Below are 16,874 nucleotides of genomic sequence, written 5' to 3' on the forward strand. Positions count from 1 at the left end.
CTGACCGGCGGCAACCGGCACGACGTCACCCAGCTCCTACCACTGCTGGACGCCATCCCACCGATTCGGGGCCTGCGCGGCCGGCCCCGACGACGTCCCCGAAGACTGTTCGCCGACCGCGGCTACGACTACGACAAGTACCGCCGCATCCTCCGCCGCCGCGGAATCACCCCGAAGATCGCCCGCCGGGGCGTCGCCCACGGCTCCGGACTCGGCAAGACACGTTGGGTGGTCGAGCGGACCTTCGCCTGGCTCCACCAGTTCAAGCGCCTGCGGATCCGCTACGAGATACGCGCCGACCTCCACCTCGGCCTGCTCCAACTCGCCTGCAGCATCATCTGCCTGCGAAAGCTCCGAACCTCATTCTGAAACGATCAGTTAGGGGTGGTGCTGATAGCTCCTCCTTGCGGTCGAGCGATTGGTTTCTTCATCTGGCGGCTCCCTGCGGGAACAGGGGGCCGCCGCCTTTTGGCGGCGGCCGACGCCGGCCGTCCCTCCTGGAGCGACGGTGTTCAGAGGGTCGAGCGCTTGCTGAACAGGAACTCCATCGAAAGAACGGATTCGTCCTGGTTAGGAGGCAGCGCTGGTGGCGCGCCTTCCCCAGGCACAGTCTTGGTGGGGCCAGCTGCCGAGATCTCGGCCTGAGCGCGCTTGCTGATGTTCAGGTTGTAGGGTTCGCGAAAGGCATACTTCGCGGCCGTCGCCGTGAGGGTTGGCCGCGAGGTGTCGATGTACATACCGAGCCCAACCTCTTTGAGGATCCCGGCCTTGACTAGCTCGTGCCGTCCCCGACGGATGGTCTTGGGCGAGAGCCCGTACCACTCCGCGAACACATCCGGAATGTAGAATTCCGGGTCGCGCAGGCTCATACATATGAGGAGCATCGCCTTGGCCGGCAAGGAGAGCTTCTCGTAGAGCTCGTCGCTCCAGTACTCAAACGGCAGCCGGAAGTAGATGTCTTGGAGGGGGCCATCGACTAGCCCGGAGGGCGGGACGTACGCGGCCCCACTCCCATCTTCCATGAGTTTTGTGATCTTGGTGTGCTTGCCGTCCTGAGACCTAGCCACTAGGGCAAGATCCTCAAGCCTCCTCCAGAGCCGCGAGATCTTCACGCTTGTCGATGCGCCCGTCGCATAGGTGCCGAGGCATCGGGCCCAGAGCTCAGATCGCTCGGTCACATCGAACGGGGCGGCAGTCGTGACCGCCGCCACGAGCAGATACAGGTCCAACGCCCGCGCGCCGCGCGAACGCACCAGTTCGCTCAGGGGGCTTGGCGCCTTAGTCGCGCCGTCGTCGTCACCGGAGACGCGTTGCACGAACGACCGCCGAAGAGGCACCGCTCCCTTGCGCCGCTTCGATGACTGCAGGAGCGCCGCAATGCCGAGCCCTTGGGAGAGGCCGCTGGCCGGGAGAGACTGGCCAGTCGGCGGGAAGATGATCCGTGCCATGGGCATAAGGATGCACGGCACACGGCCGTCATGATGGCCAGTCATGGACACTAGGGCGAACGCCCGTTACCGCCGAGGACCGACATCAGATAACCATTATGACAATTAACAACCATTCGACGCAGATCAGGTGCAGATATCGAAGGTTCATGCAGGTCAGAGCCGCCAGGCGAAGTTTGATCTTTAACAGCTCGATCCTGGAACCCTTGCCTGTCGAGCACGTTTTGGTTGCCTATTCCGACCGAGGCCTTTGCGGTTGCATCCCGCACCACCCGTTGGCAGCGCGCTCAGGCGCGACCGAAGGTCCGATGGGCCCGAAGGACTCGAATCGGACGGTCAAGTTCCAGCCCTGCCGGTCTACTTCTCGGCACTAATCTTCTGCATCGCAGTAGCGATGCGCTGACCAAAGGGCGTCAACCTCATCGCTCGGCCGCGTCCTGCGCGCTCGTACAGGGGTTGTCCAAAGTCACGCTCCAATCGGCTGATCTGAGTCACCAGCACGGACTGGCGAATCCCGAGCGCGCGAGCGGCCTCACGCATCGTCGGATATGCGGCAGCTGCCATGAAGCGATTGAGCCGCTGACCTGCGTAAGGAGTGCTGAACGCCTTCTGAAGGATGGGCGGCATCTGGTCGGCCTGGTCGATGACACGAAGCGCTGCGTCGTGGCTTCCTCCGCCACGCGGTCGGAGGGGGATGTTGTGGGTGTGGGCCCACCTGACCATGTTCGCGGTGCTCATGCCCTTCTCGCAGGCGAGGTCAGGCAGGGTCCGCCGACGGTGGACGTACTGCTCGAAGAGCCAGTCGCGTTCGACGGTGCCGCGTCGTTTGTAGTCCTGCGGGCCGTTGCAGAGGGGGATGCCGTATTCGCGGGCGAGGCCGGTCAGGACACTGCGCGAGAAGCCGGTGAGGGTGGCGATCTGCTTCAACGAGCGGTGTTCGCCGGGGTAGAGGCGGGTGAAGGTCTCTTTCGACAGTTCCCGACGGGCTTGGAGCCGGACGCGACCGGCGGCTCTGGCGGTGCTCTTCGTCAGCGGCGGTGCGGGTGCTGGGTGTTCGTCGAGGAGCTGCCGGATGGCCTCGACGGTCGTGCCCAGGACCTGGGCGGCGTGCTGCACGGGGTGCTGACGTTCTCGGACGAGCTGGTGCAGACGGGGCAGGTCGACGTGCGCCGGGTCCGGTCCGGGAAGGGAGAGACCGGCCAGCAACGCGGTGGGAGGCTGCCAGACCACGGGCTCGTCATGGATCTGGTGCAAGGCCAGGAAGCCGAGGGCTTCCTGCTGGAGGGCGCGTGCGAGTTCGGGGGTCTGAAGGGCGGTGAACCGCACGGAGGCCGCCCGGAACTCTGCCCTGTCGAGCCCGGCCAGGTCGTCGGGGAAAGATTCGGCAGGCAGGCCGCTGAGGCGGCGGAAGAGCTGGCTGCGGGCGATGCGTTCGCGCCGGCCGGCCCCCGGAGGTGTTCCCGTGCGGAGGCAGATCTCCAGCCAACGGTCGTGGGGAAGCAGGCCGGTGTAGTCCAGAATTCGGCGCCGGCCGTAGTCGATGGGGGTGTTGTCGGCGTCGAGGTGGTCGGTGAGCCGGGTCAGGGCGGTGACGATGTCCGGCCAGTGCGGAAGATCATCGAGTTCCTGGAGGAGTCGGGAGATCTCGATGCCGTCGGTGACGTCACCGGCCAGGACGGCGGCCTGGTCCAAGGAGACGCGGCCGTCGGGGATCAGTAGCAGGGCGGCGAGGACGGGGGCCAGGGTTCGTGCGTGGATTCCTTCGGGTGGTGCGAGCCGGGCCGTCCAGGAGGGCCAGAAGAGCGTGGGGATCTTCCTGGAGCGTTGCTCAATGGCCAGCGCGGTCCTGGCCGGCCGTCGTGGCGACTGGGTCGGGATGCGGTAGCGCAAGTGCTCACTGGGCCGCAGGGACGGGGCGAGCGCGGCCAAGTGCACGGACTGCAGCACCGGGCTGATGCCCTGTCCCCAGTCGTCGATGCTGGTTACCGAGATCTGTGTGAGCTCGTCGCGTACTGCTTCCAGCAGGCCGCGCAGGGCCTCGCCGGCCGTATGGATTCCGGGTCTCTGCAGGATGTTCAGGGCGCCGGTGATCGCGACCGCGGTGTCTGCGGCCCGCGGCGGGGCCATGAAGCCCGGGCGGTCCCCCGCCTTCCCGGTAGCGGCGGACCCCTGGGAGAGATATGCCGTCGTGATGTCTTCAGGGAGCCACTGCCCCAGGGCCTCGGCAGGGAGGTCCGCCAGGAAGCGGATGCCCAGCGCCCTGATGTCGGCCAGGACGGCTGCCGTCGGCTGCGGGGTGGCCGCGTAGGGGCCGAAAGAAGCGGTCGTGGTGTCGATGGCGGCCATCACCCGGTCCTGCGCTGTGAGAACGGGGTGCCCGGGAGGCAGGAGGAGTGTCGGAACACTGCGAAGGTCGCTGCCGCATCCGACGGTGACCGGGCCACCGGGCCGGGCCGGCGGGTTGCCGCAGAGTTCCGGCCGGGGAACGGAGCGGCCCGAACAGGGCCGCTGTCTGGGAACCCTCCCACAATCCGGACAACAGTCGGCCAGCAATCTGCGGTGGCGGGTGCAGGCGAAGGAGAAACCGAGCCGCCAGGACAACTGCCAGCGACCGTCGGCGCTCGCAAGGCAGTCCGGGCAGAACCGGGAACCCCGCCCGCGGCCCCAGAGGACATGCCGCGACACGAACCGTCCACCCGCACTCGTCCGCAGGGCCCGCCCGTCGTAGTGGGCCAGCGTCAGTGCGGTGATCGCCTGCGAGCTGATGCCGGTCGCGTGCGCGACGGCAGCGGTCAACCGCTCGTCGAGGAAGATCGTCCAGTCGGCCGGGATGCCGTGGTGCTGGTTTCCTGCACGCTGGCGGACCGGGAAACCAAAGTGCAGCAGGACATCGCCGAGTGTGGTGTCCATCCGTCGGGCCGTCGCTTCCAGCCAGGAGTCCAGGGCCTCACCGGGCAATGGGGGAAACCGGATCGGCAGGGTGCGGGCCGACGGTCTCATGCGGCTCGTCGGTTTCGGGTTCGCGGGCGGCTGGTCAGCCGCTTCTTCTCCAGCGCGACCTGGAGTTCGAGGCGGGCCGCCTCGGATGCTTCGTCGTTCTTCACCCGGTCCATGAGCTCCTGGTCCAGCCGTTCGGCGCCGGTGCGGACCGCCCGCTGGCAGCCGCGGTTGATGAGCGTCATCAGCGAGCCGATGTGTCCGGTACTGCGGGCGAAGAGGTAGTCCGACAGGTCGTCCGCGAGCATGCCGGGGTGCTTGTCGGCGAGCACGACGCGCTGTTCGAGGGCCAGCAGCATCTGTCGCCATTCCCAGCGCCCGGCTTCCCCATCGATGGTGAACGGGCGAAGCCCCAGGCGGGTGGTGCGACGGCCGGTCTGGGCCAGGGCGGTGTCGCGCCCGTTCGTGCCTTCACCGAACAGGCCCTTCTCCGCGAGCTCGACCCCCACCATCAGCAATGTCACCGGGAACTCGTTGGCGATCCACTTCAGGTGATTGCTCACCTCGATGCCGCTCTTCTGCCCCCACTTCAGGAAGTGCAGATCGTCCAGAACCAGCAGACGGACGTCACAGGACAACACGCAGTCCAGCACTCGCCGTCCGAACTGGGCGGTGGTGCCCCGCCCCTGTCCGGGGTGGCCGAAGAACTCCAGCATGGCCCGGTTGAGGTCCTTCATCCCGGTGTTCCCGGTCAGCCCGACCCGACAGACGGGAATCCGCTCGTGCCCCTGGCTCGTGAACGGGCCCGACTCCTCGATCTCCCGCTGGTGGAAGTCGCGGGCGAAGGCCAGCACCGAGGTCGTCTTGCCGAGCCCCGGGAACGCATCCACGGCCACCGTCCCCTTGGCCTTGTCGCCGTCCTGCTCGTTGCTGTCGACGATGTCCCACAAGTCCTCGTGGAGCTCTGCCAGTTGCGGTGTCTTGACCGGGCCGATGTTGGCGTGCCATGCCCGGCGCCGCCGGTCGTAGTCCGCCCGCTCCTGTGTGGCCAGGGACTTCAGCTGCTTGCGGGTCAGCAGATCAGGCCGGCTGCGGCGGGGACTCTCGGCGAACGCCTTGAAGTCCTCCTTTCGCGACAAGGCGAGATTGGCCGGCCCCGGAACACCGTCCTTGCTCACACGTCCTCCAGCGCATCGGCGTAGAAGTCGTTCTCCGCGGCGAGGTCCTCCAGATCGGCCTCGTCGTCGTCCCCCGTCTCCGCCGCTACGTCGAGCTCCCGCGGTTTTGCGGTCTCCTCGTCCTGACCGAGGGCCTTGCGTACCGACGGAAGCGAGACGACCCTCTCCTCCTCGTTCTCGGGAAGGTCGATGGCGGCCTGCTCGCGCGAGAGCCGCAGGGCCATGCGCCGCTCGGCGATCGTGGTGCCCAGCCCGAGGTTCCACCGCTGAAGCAGATCGGCAACGGCGAGCCGGTCGTCGGGGAAGCGATACTTCGAGGCGGCCAGCCGGCGGGCGAACATCAACGCGTCCTCGCTCAGAGGCATCTCGGCCGACGGTGCGTGCTCCCAGACCAGCGTGTGCCAGGACCCGGTCACCGGATCGCGAAAGTAGATCCGGGTGATGTCGTCGGGGTCCACCTGGAACGGCCAGCCGTTCTTCATCGGCGAGTCGTAGGGACTGCGGATGCCCGGCTCCGGCAGGCCCGGGCCGCTGTAACGGCGGCGGCCGATCTCCACCCCGTAGTGCTGGACCGTGCGCCACTCGGTCTTCAGGAACTCAAAGGCCAGGTCCCGGTCGCGGGGTGCTTCGATGTAGCCCGCCCGCGCCATGCCGTGCTCGAACATCTTCGCCGGGGACATCCGCAGCCCTGGCAGCCCTGGATCGACCAGACTGGAGTGCGGCCTGCAGTGATAGACCGTCGCGGTCCACTCCCGGATGATCGCCTCCAGCTCGTCGAGGAAGAAGAACGCATCATCCTCGGGGCTCTCGCCCCGCGAGTGGATATCGGGCCCCTTGTAGCCGGGCAGCACCTGCAGCAGCCCTTCCCGCAGGGTCCGGAAGTAGCGCTCCACCGGTCCCTTGTCGCGGCCCGTCCGCAGGCGGGCTGGCTGGATGGAGATGCCCATCCGGCGGCAGACGCTGGTCAGATGCTCCGAGACGTAGACCTTGCCGTGGTCGACCACCAGCGTCTCGGGAACCAGGGGCGGCGAGGCCAACCCCGGCCCGGTGACGCCCTCGACATCGACCAGGACGGTGCGGGGAATGCCGTGCTCGGGCCAGACCGCGTGCCGCGGCCAGTCCCGTCCCGCCGGCCTCGGCCGAAACGACTGGAAGAGCACCGCGCTGACATCCACCGCCTTCGTCGAGACCGGCGTGAGCCGGATCCCCGTGATGCAGCGGGTGTACCAGTCCATCCCGACACTCAATTCGGCCTGCACCCACTTGAGCGTCAGCGGATCGAACGCGAAGACATCCAGACGGGTGGAGTCCATCACCAGGTACTCGCCCGGCCGCGTGGGCCGCAGCTTGCCGTAGGGGCCCTCCGGCCGGCCGGCAATGTCCCGGTTGCGCTTCGTACTCAGCCGGAACAGCGGATGGCGTCGCTCCAGCTCCTCCATCAGCCGAAACGCCGTCGCCCGACTCGGCTGCGGCACCACTCCTTCACCGAACCGCGCAATCACCCGGGCCCGGGTCCGCTCGATCACCATCGTCCGCGACGGCCGCGACTGGTCGGCGTGCTCGACCATCACCTCCACCGCGGTCTCCACCCACCGGTCATCGACCGAGGTCTGTGACCGCGCCGAACGCGTCCTCCCCGGTGCAAGGCCGGCCTCGCCATGCTGGAGAAATCCAGCGACCCAGCGCTCGATGGTGCGGGCCGTCACGCCAAGTTCCGCCGCTTTGGCAGCCTTCCTCGCTTCCATCGGCACTGCCGTGGTGTAGGCGGCCTTCGGTTCGTCGTCGGCCGCCAACTCCCTGCTGCCGGAGCGGTAGCCGGTCAGCACCTCGCGGACGTGCCCAGCTCGCTCCAGGACTTTCTGTCTCTCCTCCGCATCGAGCTGCCCGAGGACTACGGAGGCGATCTCGCCTTCGTCATCTGGGGCCGGTCCCGGGCCATCAGGACTGATCGCGGCACGGTCAGAGAACAGCAACTCCTTGAGCGACAGCCGCAGAAGCCGCCCGTGACCATCCTTCAGGACGACTTCGTTGCCCGCCGTGGTCGCGGCCATCTCCACCACCTCGACGGATTCCCCGTCGTAGCGGAAGCGCGTACCAACTCCGACTCGGGTCGCCGCCCTGCTCACGCTGACCTCCGCAGGATGTGCGAAGGGCCGAGAGGCTGGTCGAGATCGGTGACGAAAGCCTTCTTCCAGAGCAAATGGTAGATAGCGGAACGGACTTGAGGTTCCGAATGATCCGGCAGACACCTCATGGCCTGTCCCAGAGGAAGCCCATCGAGATCCGCATCCCGCAGCGCTTCCAAAATATCGGGGTTGAACAGCCAATCTCTGCGGTAGCCCGCGAGGAACCGAATGTTCTCCAGCTCTGCGGCCGGAGGCTCGCTCCAGACCTCGTACTCCCATCCCCGAGATTCCACCGCCCTCCGGGTCCACTCGAAGGTGAACGCCACCTCCGGCATGGACAACCGCTGCAACGGCTTGACGTCGACAACCACCGGCACCTGCCCGGTGAGCAGGAGATAGTCCGGGATGTGCCGACGTGTCTTCCCCTCCAGCACCGTCTCCAGCAGAAAGGGCTGGGCCACGACGGCGCGTACAGACGGATCAAAATCGGCGAAGAGCAGACGCGACAGCTCAAGCCGTGACTCGTAGATCACGTGATCGCCCATCGTCGCCGACCAGTAGGTGCCCGAGTAGTGCTTCTGGCCCCTGTACCAGCGGAACGTCCGCCACGGATGAGCCGTCTGCAGCGACGCTGGCGCCACGGACGCCCAGGAACACTCTTCAATCCCGCTACCGTGCCCGCGAAAGCTGACAGTCGCTTCCATCCCCACTCCCGAGTTGGAGTTGCCCCTCGGCAGCACGATGCTCCCGCCCAACACGCTGACGGGAGCACACCAGCAACACTCACTCGAACGAGGTACGGCAGCGACCTGTGAATCTCAGCTCGGTGTCGGATCCGACTTCGATCCGACACCGACCGTGAGATTCCGACACGAAATTTGAGACCCTACAGGTCTCCGTCAGTCCCTCGTCATGTCGACGAAGCGCGAGTAATGCCCCTGGAAGGCAACGGTGATGGTGGCGGTCGGGCCGTTTCGGTGCTTGGCGACGATCAGGTCGGCCTCGCCCGCGCGCGGGGACTCCTTCTCGTAGGCGTCCTCGCGGTGGAGCAGGATGACCATGTCGGCGTCCTGCTCGATCGAGCCGGATTCACGCAGGTCGGAGACCATCGGCCGCTTGTCGGTGCGCTGTTCGGGACCACGGTTCAGCTGGGAGAGCGCGATCACCGGCACCTCCAGCTCCTTGGCCAGCAGCTTCAGGTTCCGCGACATGTCCGAGACCTCCTGCTGGCGGTTCTCGGCCCGGCGCGAGCCACCGGACTGCATCAGCTGGAGGTAGTCGATGACCACCAGCCTGATGTCGTTGCGCTGCTTGAGCCGACGGCACTTGGCGCGGATCTCCATCATCGACAGGTTCGGCGAGTCGTCGATGAACAGCGGCGCCTCGCTGACGTCCGGCATCCGGCGGGCGACCCTGGTCCAGTCGTCGTCCGTCATGTTGCCGGAGCGCATGTGGTGCAGCGCCACCCGTGCTTCGGCCGAGAGCAGACGCATGGCGATCTCGTTGCGTCCCATTTCGAGCGAGAAGATCACGCTCGGCAGCTTGTTCTGGATCGAGCAGGCCCGGGCGAAGTCCAGTGCCAGGGTGGACTTACCCATGGCCGGGCGGGCCGCGATGACGATCATCTGGCCGGGGTGCAGGCCGTTGGTCAGCTGGTCGAAGTCGGCGAAGCCGGTCGGCACACCGGACATCTGGCCGTTGCGGGAGCCGATCGCCTCGATCTCGTCGAGGGCGCCCTCCATGATGTCGGAGAGCGGCGCGTAGTCCTCGTTGGTGCGCTGCTCGGTGACGGCGTAGATCTCCGCCTGGGCGGCGTTGACGATCTCGTCGACGTCGCCCTCGGCGGCGTAGCCCATGCCGGCGATCCGGGTACCGGCCTCGACCAGGCGGCGCAGCACCGCGCGCTCGTGGACGATCTCCGCGTAGTACTCGGCGTTGGCGGCGGTCGGAACGGAGTTGACCAGGGTGTGCAGATAGCCCGGGCCGCCGACCCGGGTCAGCTCGCCGCGCTTGGTCAGCTCGCCGGCCACGGTGATCGGGTCGGCCGGCTCGCCACGGGCGTAGAGGTCGAGGATCGCGCCGTGGATCAGCTCGTGCGCGGGCCGGTAGTAGTCGGCCGGCTTGAGCACCTCGACCACGTCGGCGATGGCGTCCTTGGAGAGCAGCATGCCGCCGAGGACGGACTGCTCGGCCGCGAGGTCCTGCGGGGGGACGCGCTCGAAGCCGTCCACGGCCTCGGAGCGCTCGCCCTCGTCCTGACGCTGCTTGCCGCCCTTCTGGAAGCCTCCGCCCGAGCCCTTGCCGCCCTGGAACCCGCCGCCCTTCTGGAAGCCGCCACCCTGGCCGCCGCCCTGGCCGTTGCCCCGACCGCGGGAGACCGGGAGCCGGTCGCCGGGGCCGTCCGGGAAGGGCGTGTCGGCGAAGGCACCGGCCGGGAAAGGGTCGTCAGCGGTCTGCCAGTCATCCTCCGGCGGCGGGGCGTCGTGGTCGTCGTACTGGGGGCCGGTCACGCGTGTTCCCCGATCAGCGAGTGGTGCGAGTTGGAGCGGGCCTTGCCGGTGGCTGGGTGGAGCGGAGCCGCGTCCCTCTTTCTACGCCACCGGGCCGACATATCGGACGCCGGGGCGGATGGGAGTGTCGGCCGGGTGACCCACGCTAAGGCGCCGGGCTCCGTTCAGCCAAGGTGGTTATCCACAGGGGGTGTGGACGACGGGCCCCAGGCTGTGGAGAAGTGCCGCAAACCTGTGGACACCCCTGTGGAAAGGTCTGTGGATAACCAGACAATCCACCCACCGTCAACCCGCTGACCTGGGAGTACCTCGCCCCGGGGCTGTGCATGAGAAATTCTTCACACACGGCCGGGTGGCCATGGACACACACCGGCCCGACGCGGTCGCTCAAGATTTCGAGTAATAGGCCCAACCTACTGGCAGTCATTACCTGTGGATGAGTAGCCTTGGGCGCATGACCGCCCCCACCACCGACCGCCGCCGGCACGACCGGGAGATCCTCGCTCTCGCGGTCCCGGCCTTCGGCGCCCTGGTCGCCGAGCCGCTCTTCCTGATGGCCGACTCGGCCATCGTGGGCCACCTCGGCACCCCGCAGCTGGCCGGTGTCGGTGTCGCCTCGGCCGCGCTCACCACCGCCACCGGGGTGTTCGTCTTCCTCGCCTACGCCACCACCGCGGCGGTCGCCCGCCGGATCGGCGCCGGGGACCGCCGGGCCGCCGTCCAGCAGGGCATCGACGGAATCTGGCTCGCCCTGGCGCTCTCCGTGGGCGTGGTCGCCCTGACCCTGCTGCTGGCACCCTGGGTGGCCGATGTCCTGGGCGCCTCGGACACCGCGGCGCCCTATGCCGTCACGTATCTGCGCATCAGCGCGCTGGGCATCCCGGCGATGCTGATGGTGATGGCCGCCACCGGCGTGCTGCGCGGACTCCAGGACACCCGGACGCCACTGCTGGTGGCGGTCGCGGGCTTCGCCGCCAACCTCGGCCTGAACATCGGCCTGGTGTACGGCGCCGGGCTCGGCGTGGCCGGCTCGGCCTGGGGCACGGTGCTCGCGCAGACCGGGATGGCCGCCGTCTACCTGGTCGTGGTGGTGCGCGGGGCCCGTCGGGAGCAGGCCTCGCTGCGACCGGACGCGACCGGGATCCGGGCCTGCGCCCGGGCCGGCGGTCCGCTGATGGTCCGCACCCTGAGCCTGCGCGCGGTCCTGATGATCGCCACCGCGGTGGCCGCCCGGCTGGGCGATGACGAGGTGGCCGCGCACCAGATCGCCATGACGCTGTTCAGCTTCCTGGCCTTCGCGCTGGACGCGATCGCGATCGCCGGCCAGGCCATCATCGGGCGCTACCTGGGCGCCGAGGACGTACCGGGGGCGAAGGCGGCCACCCGGCGGATGGTCGAGTGGGGCGTCGGCTCCGGTCTGGTGCTCGGCCTGCTGCTGGTGGCGGCCCGGCCGCTGTACGTCCCGCTGTTCACCCCCGACCCGGCGGTGCAGGCCCAGCTGAACACCGTCCTGCTGCTGCTCGCGCTCTGCCAGCCGGTCTCCGGTCTGGTCTTCGTCCTGGACGGGGTGCTGATGGGCGCAGGGGACGGCCCGTACCTGGCCTGGGCGATGCTCGCCACCCTGGCGGTCTTCGCACCGGCGGCCCTGGCCGTACCGGCGCTCGGCGCCGGGCTGGCCGGGCTCTGGTGGGCGATGAACCTGTTCATGCTGGTCCGCGGGGTCTTCCTGGGCCGGCGCGCCCGCGGCGGCAAGTGGCTGGTCACTGGCGCCGTCCGGGCCTGAGCCGAACGGCGCCGGCCCGCGTCCGGCCGGACCAGGCCCGGAAACGACCGAGGGCCGGTCTCCCCCGGAACGGAGGAGACCGGCCCTCGGGCCACTGCTACGGAACTCAGGCAGCGACGACGGCGACGTCGAGGTTGGCCTGGACGTCGGCGTGCAGCTTGACCGAGACCTTGTGGGTGCCCACGGTCTTGATCGGCGAAGCGATCGCGACGGCGCGCTTGTCCACGGCCGGGCCGCCGGCGGCCTTGATGGCCTCGACGACGTCGGACTGGGTCACCGAGCCGAACAGACGGCCGGCCTCGCCCGAACGAACGGCCAGCTTGACCTGGACGCCCTCGAGCTTGCCCTTGACCTCGTTGGCGGCCTCGAGGGTCTGGATCTCGTGGATCTTGCGGGCGCGACGGATCGCGTCGACGTCCTTCTGGCCGCCCTTGGTCCAGCGGATGGCGTAGCCACGCGGGACCAGGTAGTTGCGGCCGTAGCCGTCCTTGACCTCGACGACCTCGCCGGCGGAGCCGAGACCCGGCACCTCGTGCGTGAGGATGATCTTCATTACTTGGTCACCCTCTCTTAGCGCGCGGTGCTGGTGTAGGGCAGCAGCGCCATCTCACGGCTGTTCTTCACGGCCGTGGCGACGTCACGCTGGTGCTGGGTGCAGTTGCCGGTGACCCGGCGGGCACGGATCTTGCCGCGGTCGGAGATGAACTTCCGCAGCAGGTTCGTGTCCTTGTAGTCAACGTAGTTGACCTTGTCCTTGCAGAAGACGCAAACCTTCTTCTTCGGCTTGCGAGCAGGCGGCTTCGCCATTGTGTGCTCCATTTGGGGTTCACGGCCCGGCGGGCGTCTCTCGACGCCCGTGGCCGGGCCGCACGAAATCTGTCAGCTCTTAGAACGGGGGCTCTTCCGAGAAGCCGCCACCGGACGGGGCTCCCCAGCTGCCGCCACCCTGGTTGCCACCAGAGGGAGCGCTGGACGCCCACGGGTCGTCGGACGGGCCGGACTGGCCGCCGCCGGAGTTTCCACCCCAGCCGCCGCCGCCCTGCTGGCCGCCACCGCCGCCCCAGTTGCCGCCCTGGCCGCCGCCCTGCTGGCCGCCGCCGAAGCCGCCGCCACCGGGGGCACCGGACCGGTTGGCCCGGGTGACCTTCGCGGTCGCCGAACGCAGGCTCGGGCCGACCTCGTCGACCTCGACCTCGAAGACCGTCCGCTTCTCGCCTTCCTTGGTCTCGTAAGACCGCTGGCGCAGCCGGCCCTGCACGATGACCCGCATGCCGCGCTGAAGCGACTCGGCCACGTTCTCCGCCGGCTGCCGCCAGACGTTGCACGTGAGGAAGAGGCTCTCGCCGTCCTTCCACTCGTTCGTCTGACGGTCAAAGGTGCGGGGGGTGGACGCGATGCGGAACTTCGCGACCGCCGCACCCGACGGGGTGAAGCGCAGCTCGGGGTCGTCGACGAGATTGCCGACGAGGGTGATGACGGTCTCGCCTGCCATGGTGGTGATGACCTCTCGGGAAGATGTCCGTTCACCGCTGTTTCACGTGAAACAGCGGTCGCGAGCTACCCGAGACCCGAAGGCCTCAGAGGTGGCTCAGTGGGTGTCCGGGCGCAGGACCTTGGTCCGCAGAACCGACTCGCTCAGGCCAAGCTGGCGGTCGAGCTCCTTGACGACCTCAGGCGTGGCCTTCAGGTCGATGACCGAGTAGATGCCCTCGGACTGCTTGTTGATCTCGTAAGCCAGACGGCGGCGACCCCAGGTGTCGACCTTCTCCACCTTGCCGCCGCCATTGCGGACGACGGTGAGGAAGTTCTCGATCAGGGGGGAGACAGCGCGCTCCTCAACCGAGGGGTCGAGGATGACCATCAGCTCGTAGTGACGCATGTGTAACCCACCTCCTTTGGACTCAGCGGCCACGGTCTCTCCGTGGCAGGAGGGTTGTGCAGCGTCGGCACCGGTGTGGTGACGACACCGGCCCACCGTAGCGGCCGGGTCGGACAATCGGGCCCCACCGACCCGGAAGAGGGTGCAAGAGGGGCACAACTACACCAGTGCAGACGGCACAGCCTACCCGCACCCGGACGGCCGAACAAAATGCATAGGGGTTGTGATCCATGCCCAATCCCCGCAATCTGGACGGAACGGGTTTCCTGCTCGTTCGTCTCCCCGCCAGGAGGTGGGATTCATGGCTCTGTCCTTTCACCGGCTCCCCGCCCTCACCCTGAACACCGACGGCCACCGGCACCCCCGCGAGAACACCCTGGTCAGCGTCACCGCCCTGCTGGGCGTGCTGGCCTTCGCCACCTCGTTCTTCCACGATCTGCACCTGGTGAGTTCCTGGAGCGGGCTCTTCGGGATCATCACCGGCTTCTGGGGACAGTTCATCTCCGTCACCACGGCCGAGCGGTTCGTCCTGATGATCGCGCTGGTCGCCTCCGCGGTCGGCTTCTACCTGGGCATCGCCCGCGGCGGGCTCTGGGGCTAGCCCGCGAGCTCCGGGGCCGGCCCGCCCCGTCCGGTCCCGGCGGTTCCGGAACCCCCGGCGCCCCCGTCGCGTATCTGGAAGAGACAGGTATGCGCCGGGGGCGCCTGCGCGCCCGCAGCCGCAGGAGCCGGGATCCCGGACGATAAGGTCAGCCCGAGAACCTGGGCCCACCGCAGCCCGACCGACGAGGAGCACCGAGCATGAGCCTGCGCCTGAGGACGATCACCCGCGAGGAGCACCTCGCCTTCATCAGGAGCCGCGCCTCGGCGAGCCACATGCAGGTGCCGTCCTGGGGCGATGTGAAGGCCGAGTGGCGCTCGGAGTCGATCGGCTGGTTCGACGACTCCGGCCAGATCGTCGGCGCCGGCCTGGTGCTCTACCGGCAGCTGCCGAAGCTCAAGCGGTACCTGGCCTACCTGCCCGAGGGCCCGGTCATCGACTGGTTCGACCGCGATCTGGACCGCTGGCTGTCGCCGATGCTGGCGCACCTGAAGTCGCAGGGCGCGTTCTCGGTGAAGATGGGCCCGCCGGTGGTGATCCGCCGCTGGGACGCGCCGACCATCAAGGAGGCCATCGCCGGCAAGCAGGCCAAGCGCCTGCGCGACGTCGAGGCCGACTGGTACGAGGCGCGTGCCTTCGAGGTGGCCGACCGGCTGCGCAAGGCCGGCTGGCTGCAGGGCGAGGACGGCGGCGCCGGGTTCGGCGACGTCCAGCCGCGCTACGTCTTCCAGGTGCCACTGGCCAACCGCTCGCTGGACGACATCCAGAAGGGCTTCAACCAGCTCTGGCGCCGCAACATCAAGAAGGCCGAGAAGAGCGGCGTCGAGGTGTTCCAGGGCGGCTACGACGAGCTGCCGATCTTCCACCAGCTGTACCTGGTGACCGCCGAGCGCGACCGCTTCACCCCGCGCCCGCTGTCGTACTTCCAGCGGATGTGGAAGGCCCTCACCGCCGAGGACCCGAACCGGATGCGGCTCTACATCGCCTACCACGACGGCGAGCCGCTCGCCGCGACCACGATGCTGGTCGTCGGCGAGCACGTCTGGTACTCCTACGGCGCCTCGGCCAACCACAAGCGCGAGGTCAAGCCGTCCAACGCCATCCAGTGGCGGATGATGCGCGACTCGTACGCGCTCGGCGGCGGCGTCTACGACCTGCGCGGCATCAGTGACACGCTGGACGAGAACGACCACCTGTTCGGCCTGATCCAGTTCAAGGTCGGCACCGGCGGCCAGGCCGCCGAGTACCTCGGCGAGTGGGACTTCCCGCTCAACAAGCTGCTGCACAAGGCGCTCGACCTCTACATGTCGAGGCGCTGAGCCGCATCCGCTCCGCCGTGCCCAACACTCCCTGGGAGATGACCCGATGACGCTGTCGCTCTACCTCGACACCGACCGCTGGCGGACCCATCAGCGGTCCGTCCTGGCCGAGTTCCCCGGCCTGGTTCCGGTGGCGAAGGGCAACGGCTACGGCCTGGGCAACCACCGGCTCGCCGAGGAGGCGACGCTGCTCGGCACCGGTGTGCTGGCCGTCGGGACCGCGTACGAGGCGGCCGACGCCGCCGACTGGTACGGCGGCGAGCTGCTGGTGCTCACCCCGTACCGGGTCGGCGAGGAGGTGCTCCCGCTGCCGCACGCCCGGGTGATCCGGACGGTCGCCAACCTGGGCGCGCTGCGCGCGCTGCACGGCGCCCGGGTGGTGGTGGAGTGCATGACCACCATGCGCCGCCACGGGGTGAGCGCGGCCGACCTCACGGCGGTCGCCGCCGAACTGGACGGCGTCTCCTTCGAGGGCCTGGCGCTGCACCTGCCGATGGACCGGCCGGACGGCAGCAACCCGGTCGACGAGGTGGCGTACTGGGTGGACACCGCCCGGGCGGCCGGCGTGCCGGTGCACACCGTGTTCGTCAGCCACCTCGGCGCGGCGGGCATGGAGCAGCTGGCCCAGCGCTACCCGGACACCGTCTTCCGGGCCCGGATCGGCACCCGGCTCTGGCTGGGCGACCACGACGCGCTGGAGGTCCGGGCGACGGTCCTGGACGTCACCCCGGTCGTCAAGGGCGACCGCTACGGCTACCGCCAGCACCCGGCGCCGACCGACGGCCACCTGCTGGTGGTCGCCGGCGGCACCGCGCACGGCATCGGCCTGGAGGCGCCGAAGTACGTGCAGGGCATGTCCTCCCGGGCCAAGGGCATCGCCCGGGCCGGCCTGGCGACCGTCAACAAGACCAAGTCGCCGTACAACTGGTCCGGCAAGCAGCTCTGGTTCGCCGAGCCGCCGCACATGCAGGTCTCGCTGCTGTTCCTGGACGGCGAGACCAAGCCGCCGGCCGTCGGCGACGAGCTCGGCCTCCAGGTCCGCCACACCACCACGCACTTCGACCGCGTGGTCGACCGGTAGGGCGCGACGGAC

At 68.6% G+C, this 16,874-nt stretch carries 15 protein-coding genes and 1 pseudogene; 5 read left to right on the forward strand and 11 right to left on the reverse strand.

Annotation, left to right across the window (positions count from 1 at the left end):
• Positions 1 to 369: IS5 family transposase (locus ACIP82_RS17085; RefSeq protein WP_400654056.1), on the forward strand; the 369-nt coding region annotated here is incomplete at its 5' end.
• Positions 370 to 512: 143 nt separating this feature from the next.
• Here the strand turns inward: ACIP82_RS17085 and ACIP82_RS17090 are convergent.
• The 7 genes and pseudogenes from ACIP82_RS17090 to dnaB form a co-directional block, all read right to left on the reverse strand.
• Entirely contained in the window at positions 513 to 1,448 is a 936-nt protein-coding gene (locus ACIP82_RS17090; RefSeq protein ID WP_400654058.1) for a hypothetical protein, read from the reverse strand.
• A gap of 357 nt (positions 1,449 to 1,805) precedes the next feature.
• The gene (locus tag ACIP82_RS17095; protein WP_400654276.1) at positions 1,806 to 3,794 is read right to left on the reverse strand and encodes a LysR family transcriptional regulator; all 1,989 of its coding nucleotides are present in this window, start codon (positions 3,792 to 3,794) and stop codon (positions 1,806 to 1,808) included.
• A gap of 213 nt (positions 3,795 to 4,007) precedes the next feature.
• Positions 4,008 to 4,448: pseudogene (locus ACIP82_RS17100) on the reverse strand (TniQ family protein); the annotation flags it as partial.
• Positions 4,445 to 5,524: an AAA family ATPase gene (locus tag ACIP82_RS17105; protein WP_400654060.1), complete on the reverse strand. Its 1,080-nt coding sequence runs from the start codon at positions 5,522 to 5,524 to the stop codon at positions 4,445 to 4,447. The gene ACIP82_RS17105 and the pseudogene ACIP82_RS17100, both read right to left, overlap by 4 nt.
• Positions 5,525 to 5,559: 35 nt before the next feature.
• On the reverse strand, positions 5,560 to 7,689 hold the full coding sequence (locus ACIP82_RS17110; protein WP_400654062.1) for a helix-turn-helix domain-containing protein: 2,130 nt from the start codon (positions 7,687 to 7,689) through the stop codon (positions 5,560 to 5,562).
• Positions 7,686 to 8,393 (reverse strand): TnsA-like heteromeric transposase endonuclease subunit, encoded by a 708-nt coding sequence (locus ACIP82_RS17115; RefSeq protein WP_400654064.1) that lies wholly within the window; start codon positions 8,391 to 8,393, stop codon positions 7,686 to 7,688. Before ACIP82_RS17115 ends, ACIP82_RS17110 begins: the two co-directional genes overlap by 4 nt.
• A gap of 195 nt (positions 8,394 to 8,588) precedes the next feature.
• Positions 8,589 to 10,199, reverse strand: coding sequence for a replicative DNA helicase (gene dnaB / locus ACIP82_RS17120; RefSeq protein ID WP_363613779.1), 1,611 nt, complete (start codon positions 10,197 to 10,199; stop codon positions 8,589 to 8,591).
• Positions 10,200 to 10,653: 454 nt separating this feature from the next.
• Here dnaB and ACIP82_RS17125 point away from each other — a divergent pair, with 454 nt between their 5' ends.
• Positions 10,654 to 11,982, forward strand: a complete 1,329-nt coding sequence (locus ACIP82_RS17125) for an MATE family efflux transporter (RefSeq protein WP_400654067.1) — start codon at positions 10,654 to 10,656, stop codon at positions 11,980 to 11,982.
• A gap of 106 nt (positions 11,983 to 12,088) precedes the next feature.
• Here ACIP82_RS17125 and rplI read toward each other — a convergent pair whose 3' ends face one another.
• The 4 genes from rplI to rpsF form a co-directional block, all read right to left on the reverse strand.
• On the reverse strand, positions 12,089 to 12,535 hold the full coding sequence (gene rplI / locus ACIP82_RS17130) for a 50S ribosomal protein L9 (RefSeq protein WP_363613783.1): 447 nt from the start codon (positions 12,533 to 12,535) through the stop codon (positions 12,089 to 12,091).
• Between the two features lie 17 nt (positions 12,536 to 12,552).
• Positions 12,553 to 12,789, reverse strand: coding sequence for a 30S ribosomal protein S18 (gene rpsR, locus ACIP82_RS17135; RefSeq protein WP_030304537.1), 237 nt, complete (start codon positions 12,787 to 12,789; stop codon positions 12,553 to 12,555).
• A gap of 79 nt (positions 12,790 to 12,868) precedes the next feature.
• Complete coding sequence (locus tag ACIP82_RS17140) at positions 12,869 to 13,474, reverse strand: single-stranded DNA-binding protein (protein ID WP_363613785.1); 606 nt, start codon at positions 13,472 to 13,474, stop codon at positions 12,869 to 12,871.
• Between the two features lie 96 nt (positions 13,475 to 13,570).
• Positions 13,571 to 13,861, reverse strand: a complete 291-nt coding sequence (gene rpsF / locus ACIP82_RS17145; RefSeq protein ID WP_329488774.1) for a 30S ribosomal protein S6 — start codon at positions 13,859 to 13,861, stop codon at positions 13,571 to 13,573.
• 301 nt (positions 13,862 to 14,162) lie between these two features.
• Between rpsF and ACIP82_RS17150 the strand changes: the two genes are divergently transcribed.
• The 3 genes from ACIP82_RS17150 (at position 14,163) to ACIP82_RS17160 (ending at position 16,862) form a co-directional block, all read left to right on the forward strand.
• Positions 14,163 to 14,462 carry a hypothetical protein gene (locus tag ACIP82_RS17150; RefSeq protein ID WP_363613789.1) on the forward strand — a complete coding sequence of 100 codons (300 nt, stop codon included), beginning with the start codon at positions 14,163 to 14,165 and terminating at the stop codon, positions 14,460 to 14,462.
• 200 nt (positions 14,463 to 14,662) lie between these two features.
• The gene (locus tag ACIP82_RS17155; protein WP_363613791.1) at positions 14,663 to 15,781 is read left to right on the forward strand and encodes a peptidoglycan bridge formation glycyltransferase FemA/FemB family protein; all 1,119 of its coding nucleotides are present in this window, start codon (positions 14,663 to 14,665) and stop codon (positions 15,779 to 15,781) included.
• Between the two features lie 46 nt (positions 15,782 to 15,827).
• Positions 15,828 to 16,862 carry an alanine racemase gene (locus ACIP82_RS17160; protein WP_363613793.1) on the forward strand — a complete coding sequence of 345 codons (1,035 nt, stop codon included), beginning with the start codon at positions 15,828 to 15,830 and terminating at the stop codon, positions 16,860 to 16,862.
• Positions 16,863 to 16,874: the final 12 nt, after the last annotated feature.

Origin of the sequence: Kitasatospora sp. NPDC088548 (assembly GCF_044753005.1) — a bacterium.
In the GTDB taxonomy this organism is placed as follows: Bacteria; Actinomycetota; Actinomycetes; order Streptomycetales; family Streptomycetaceae; genus Kitasatospora.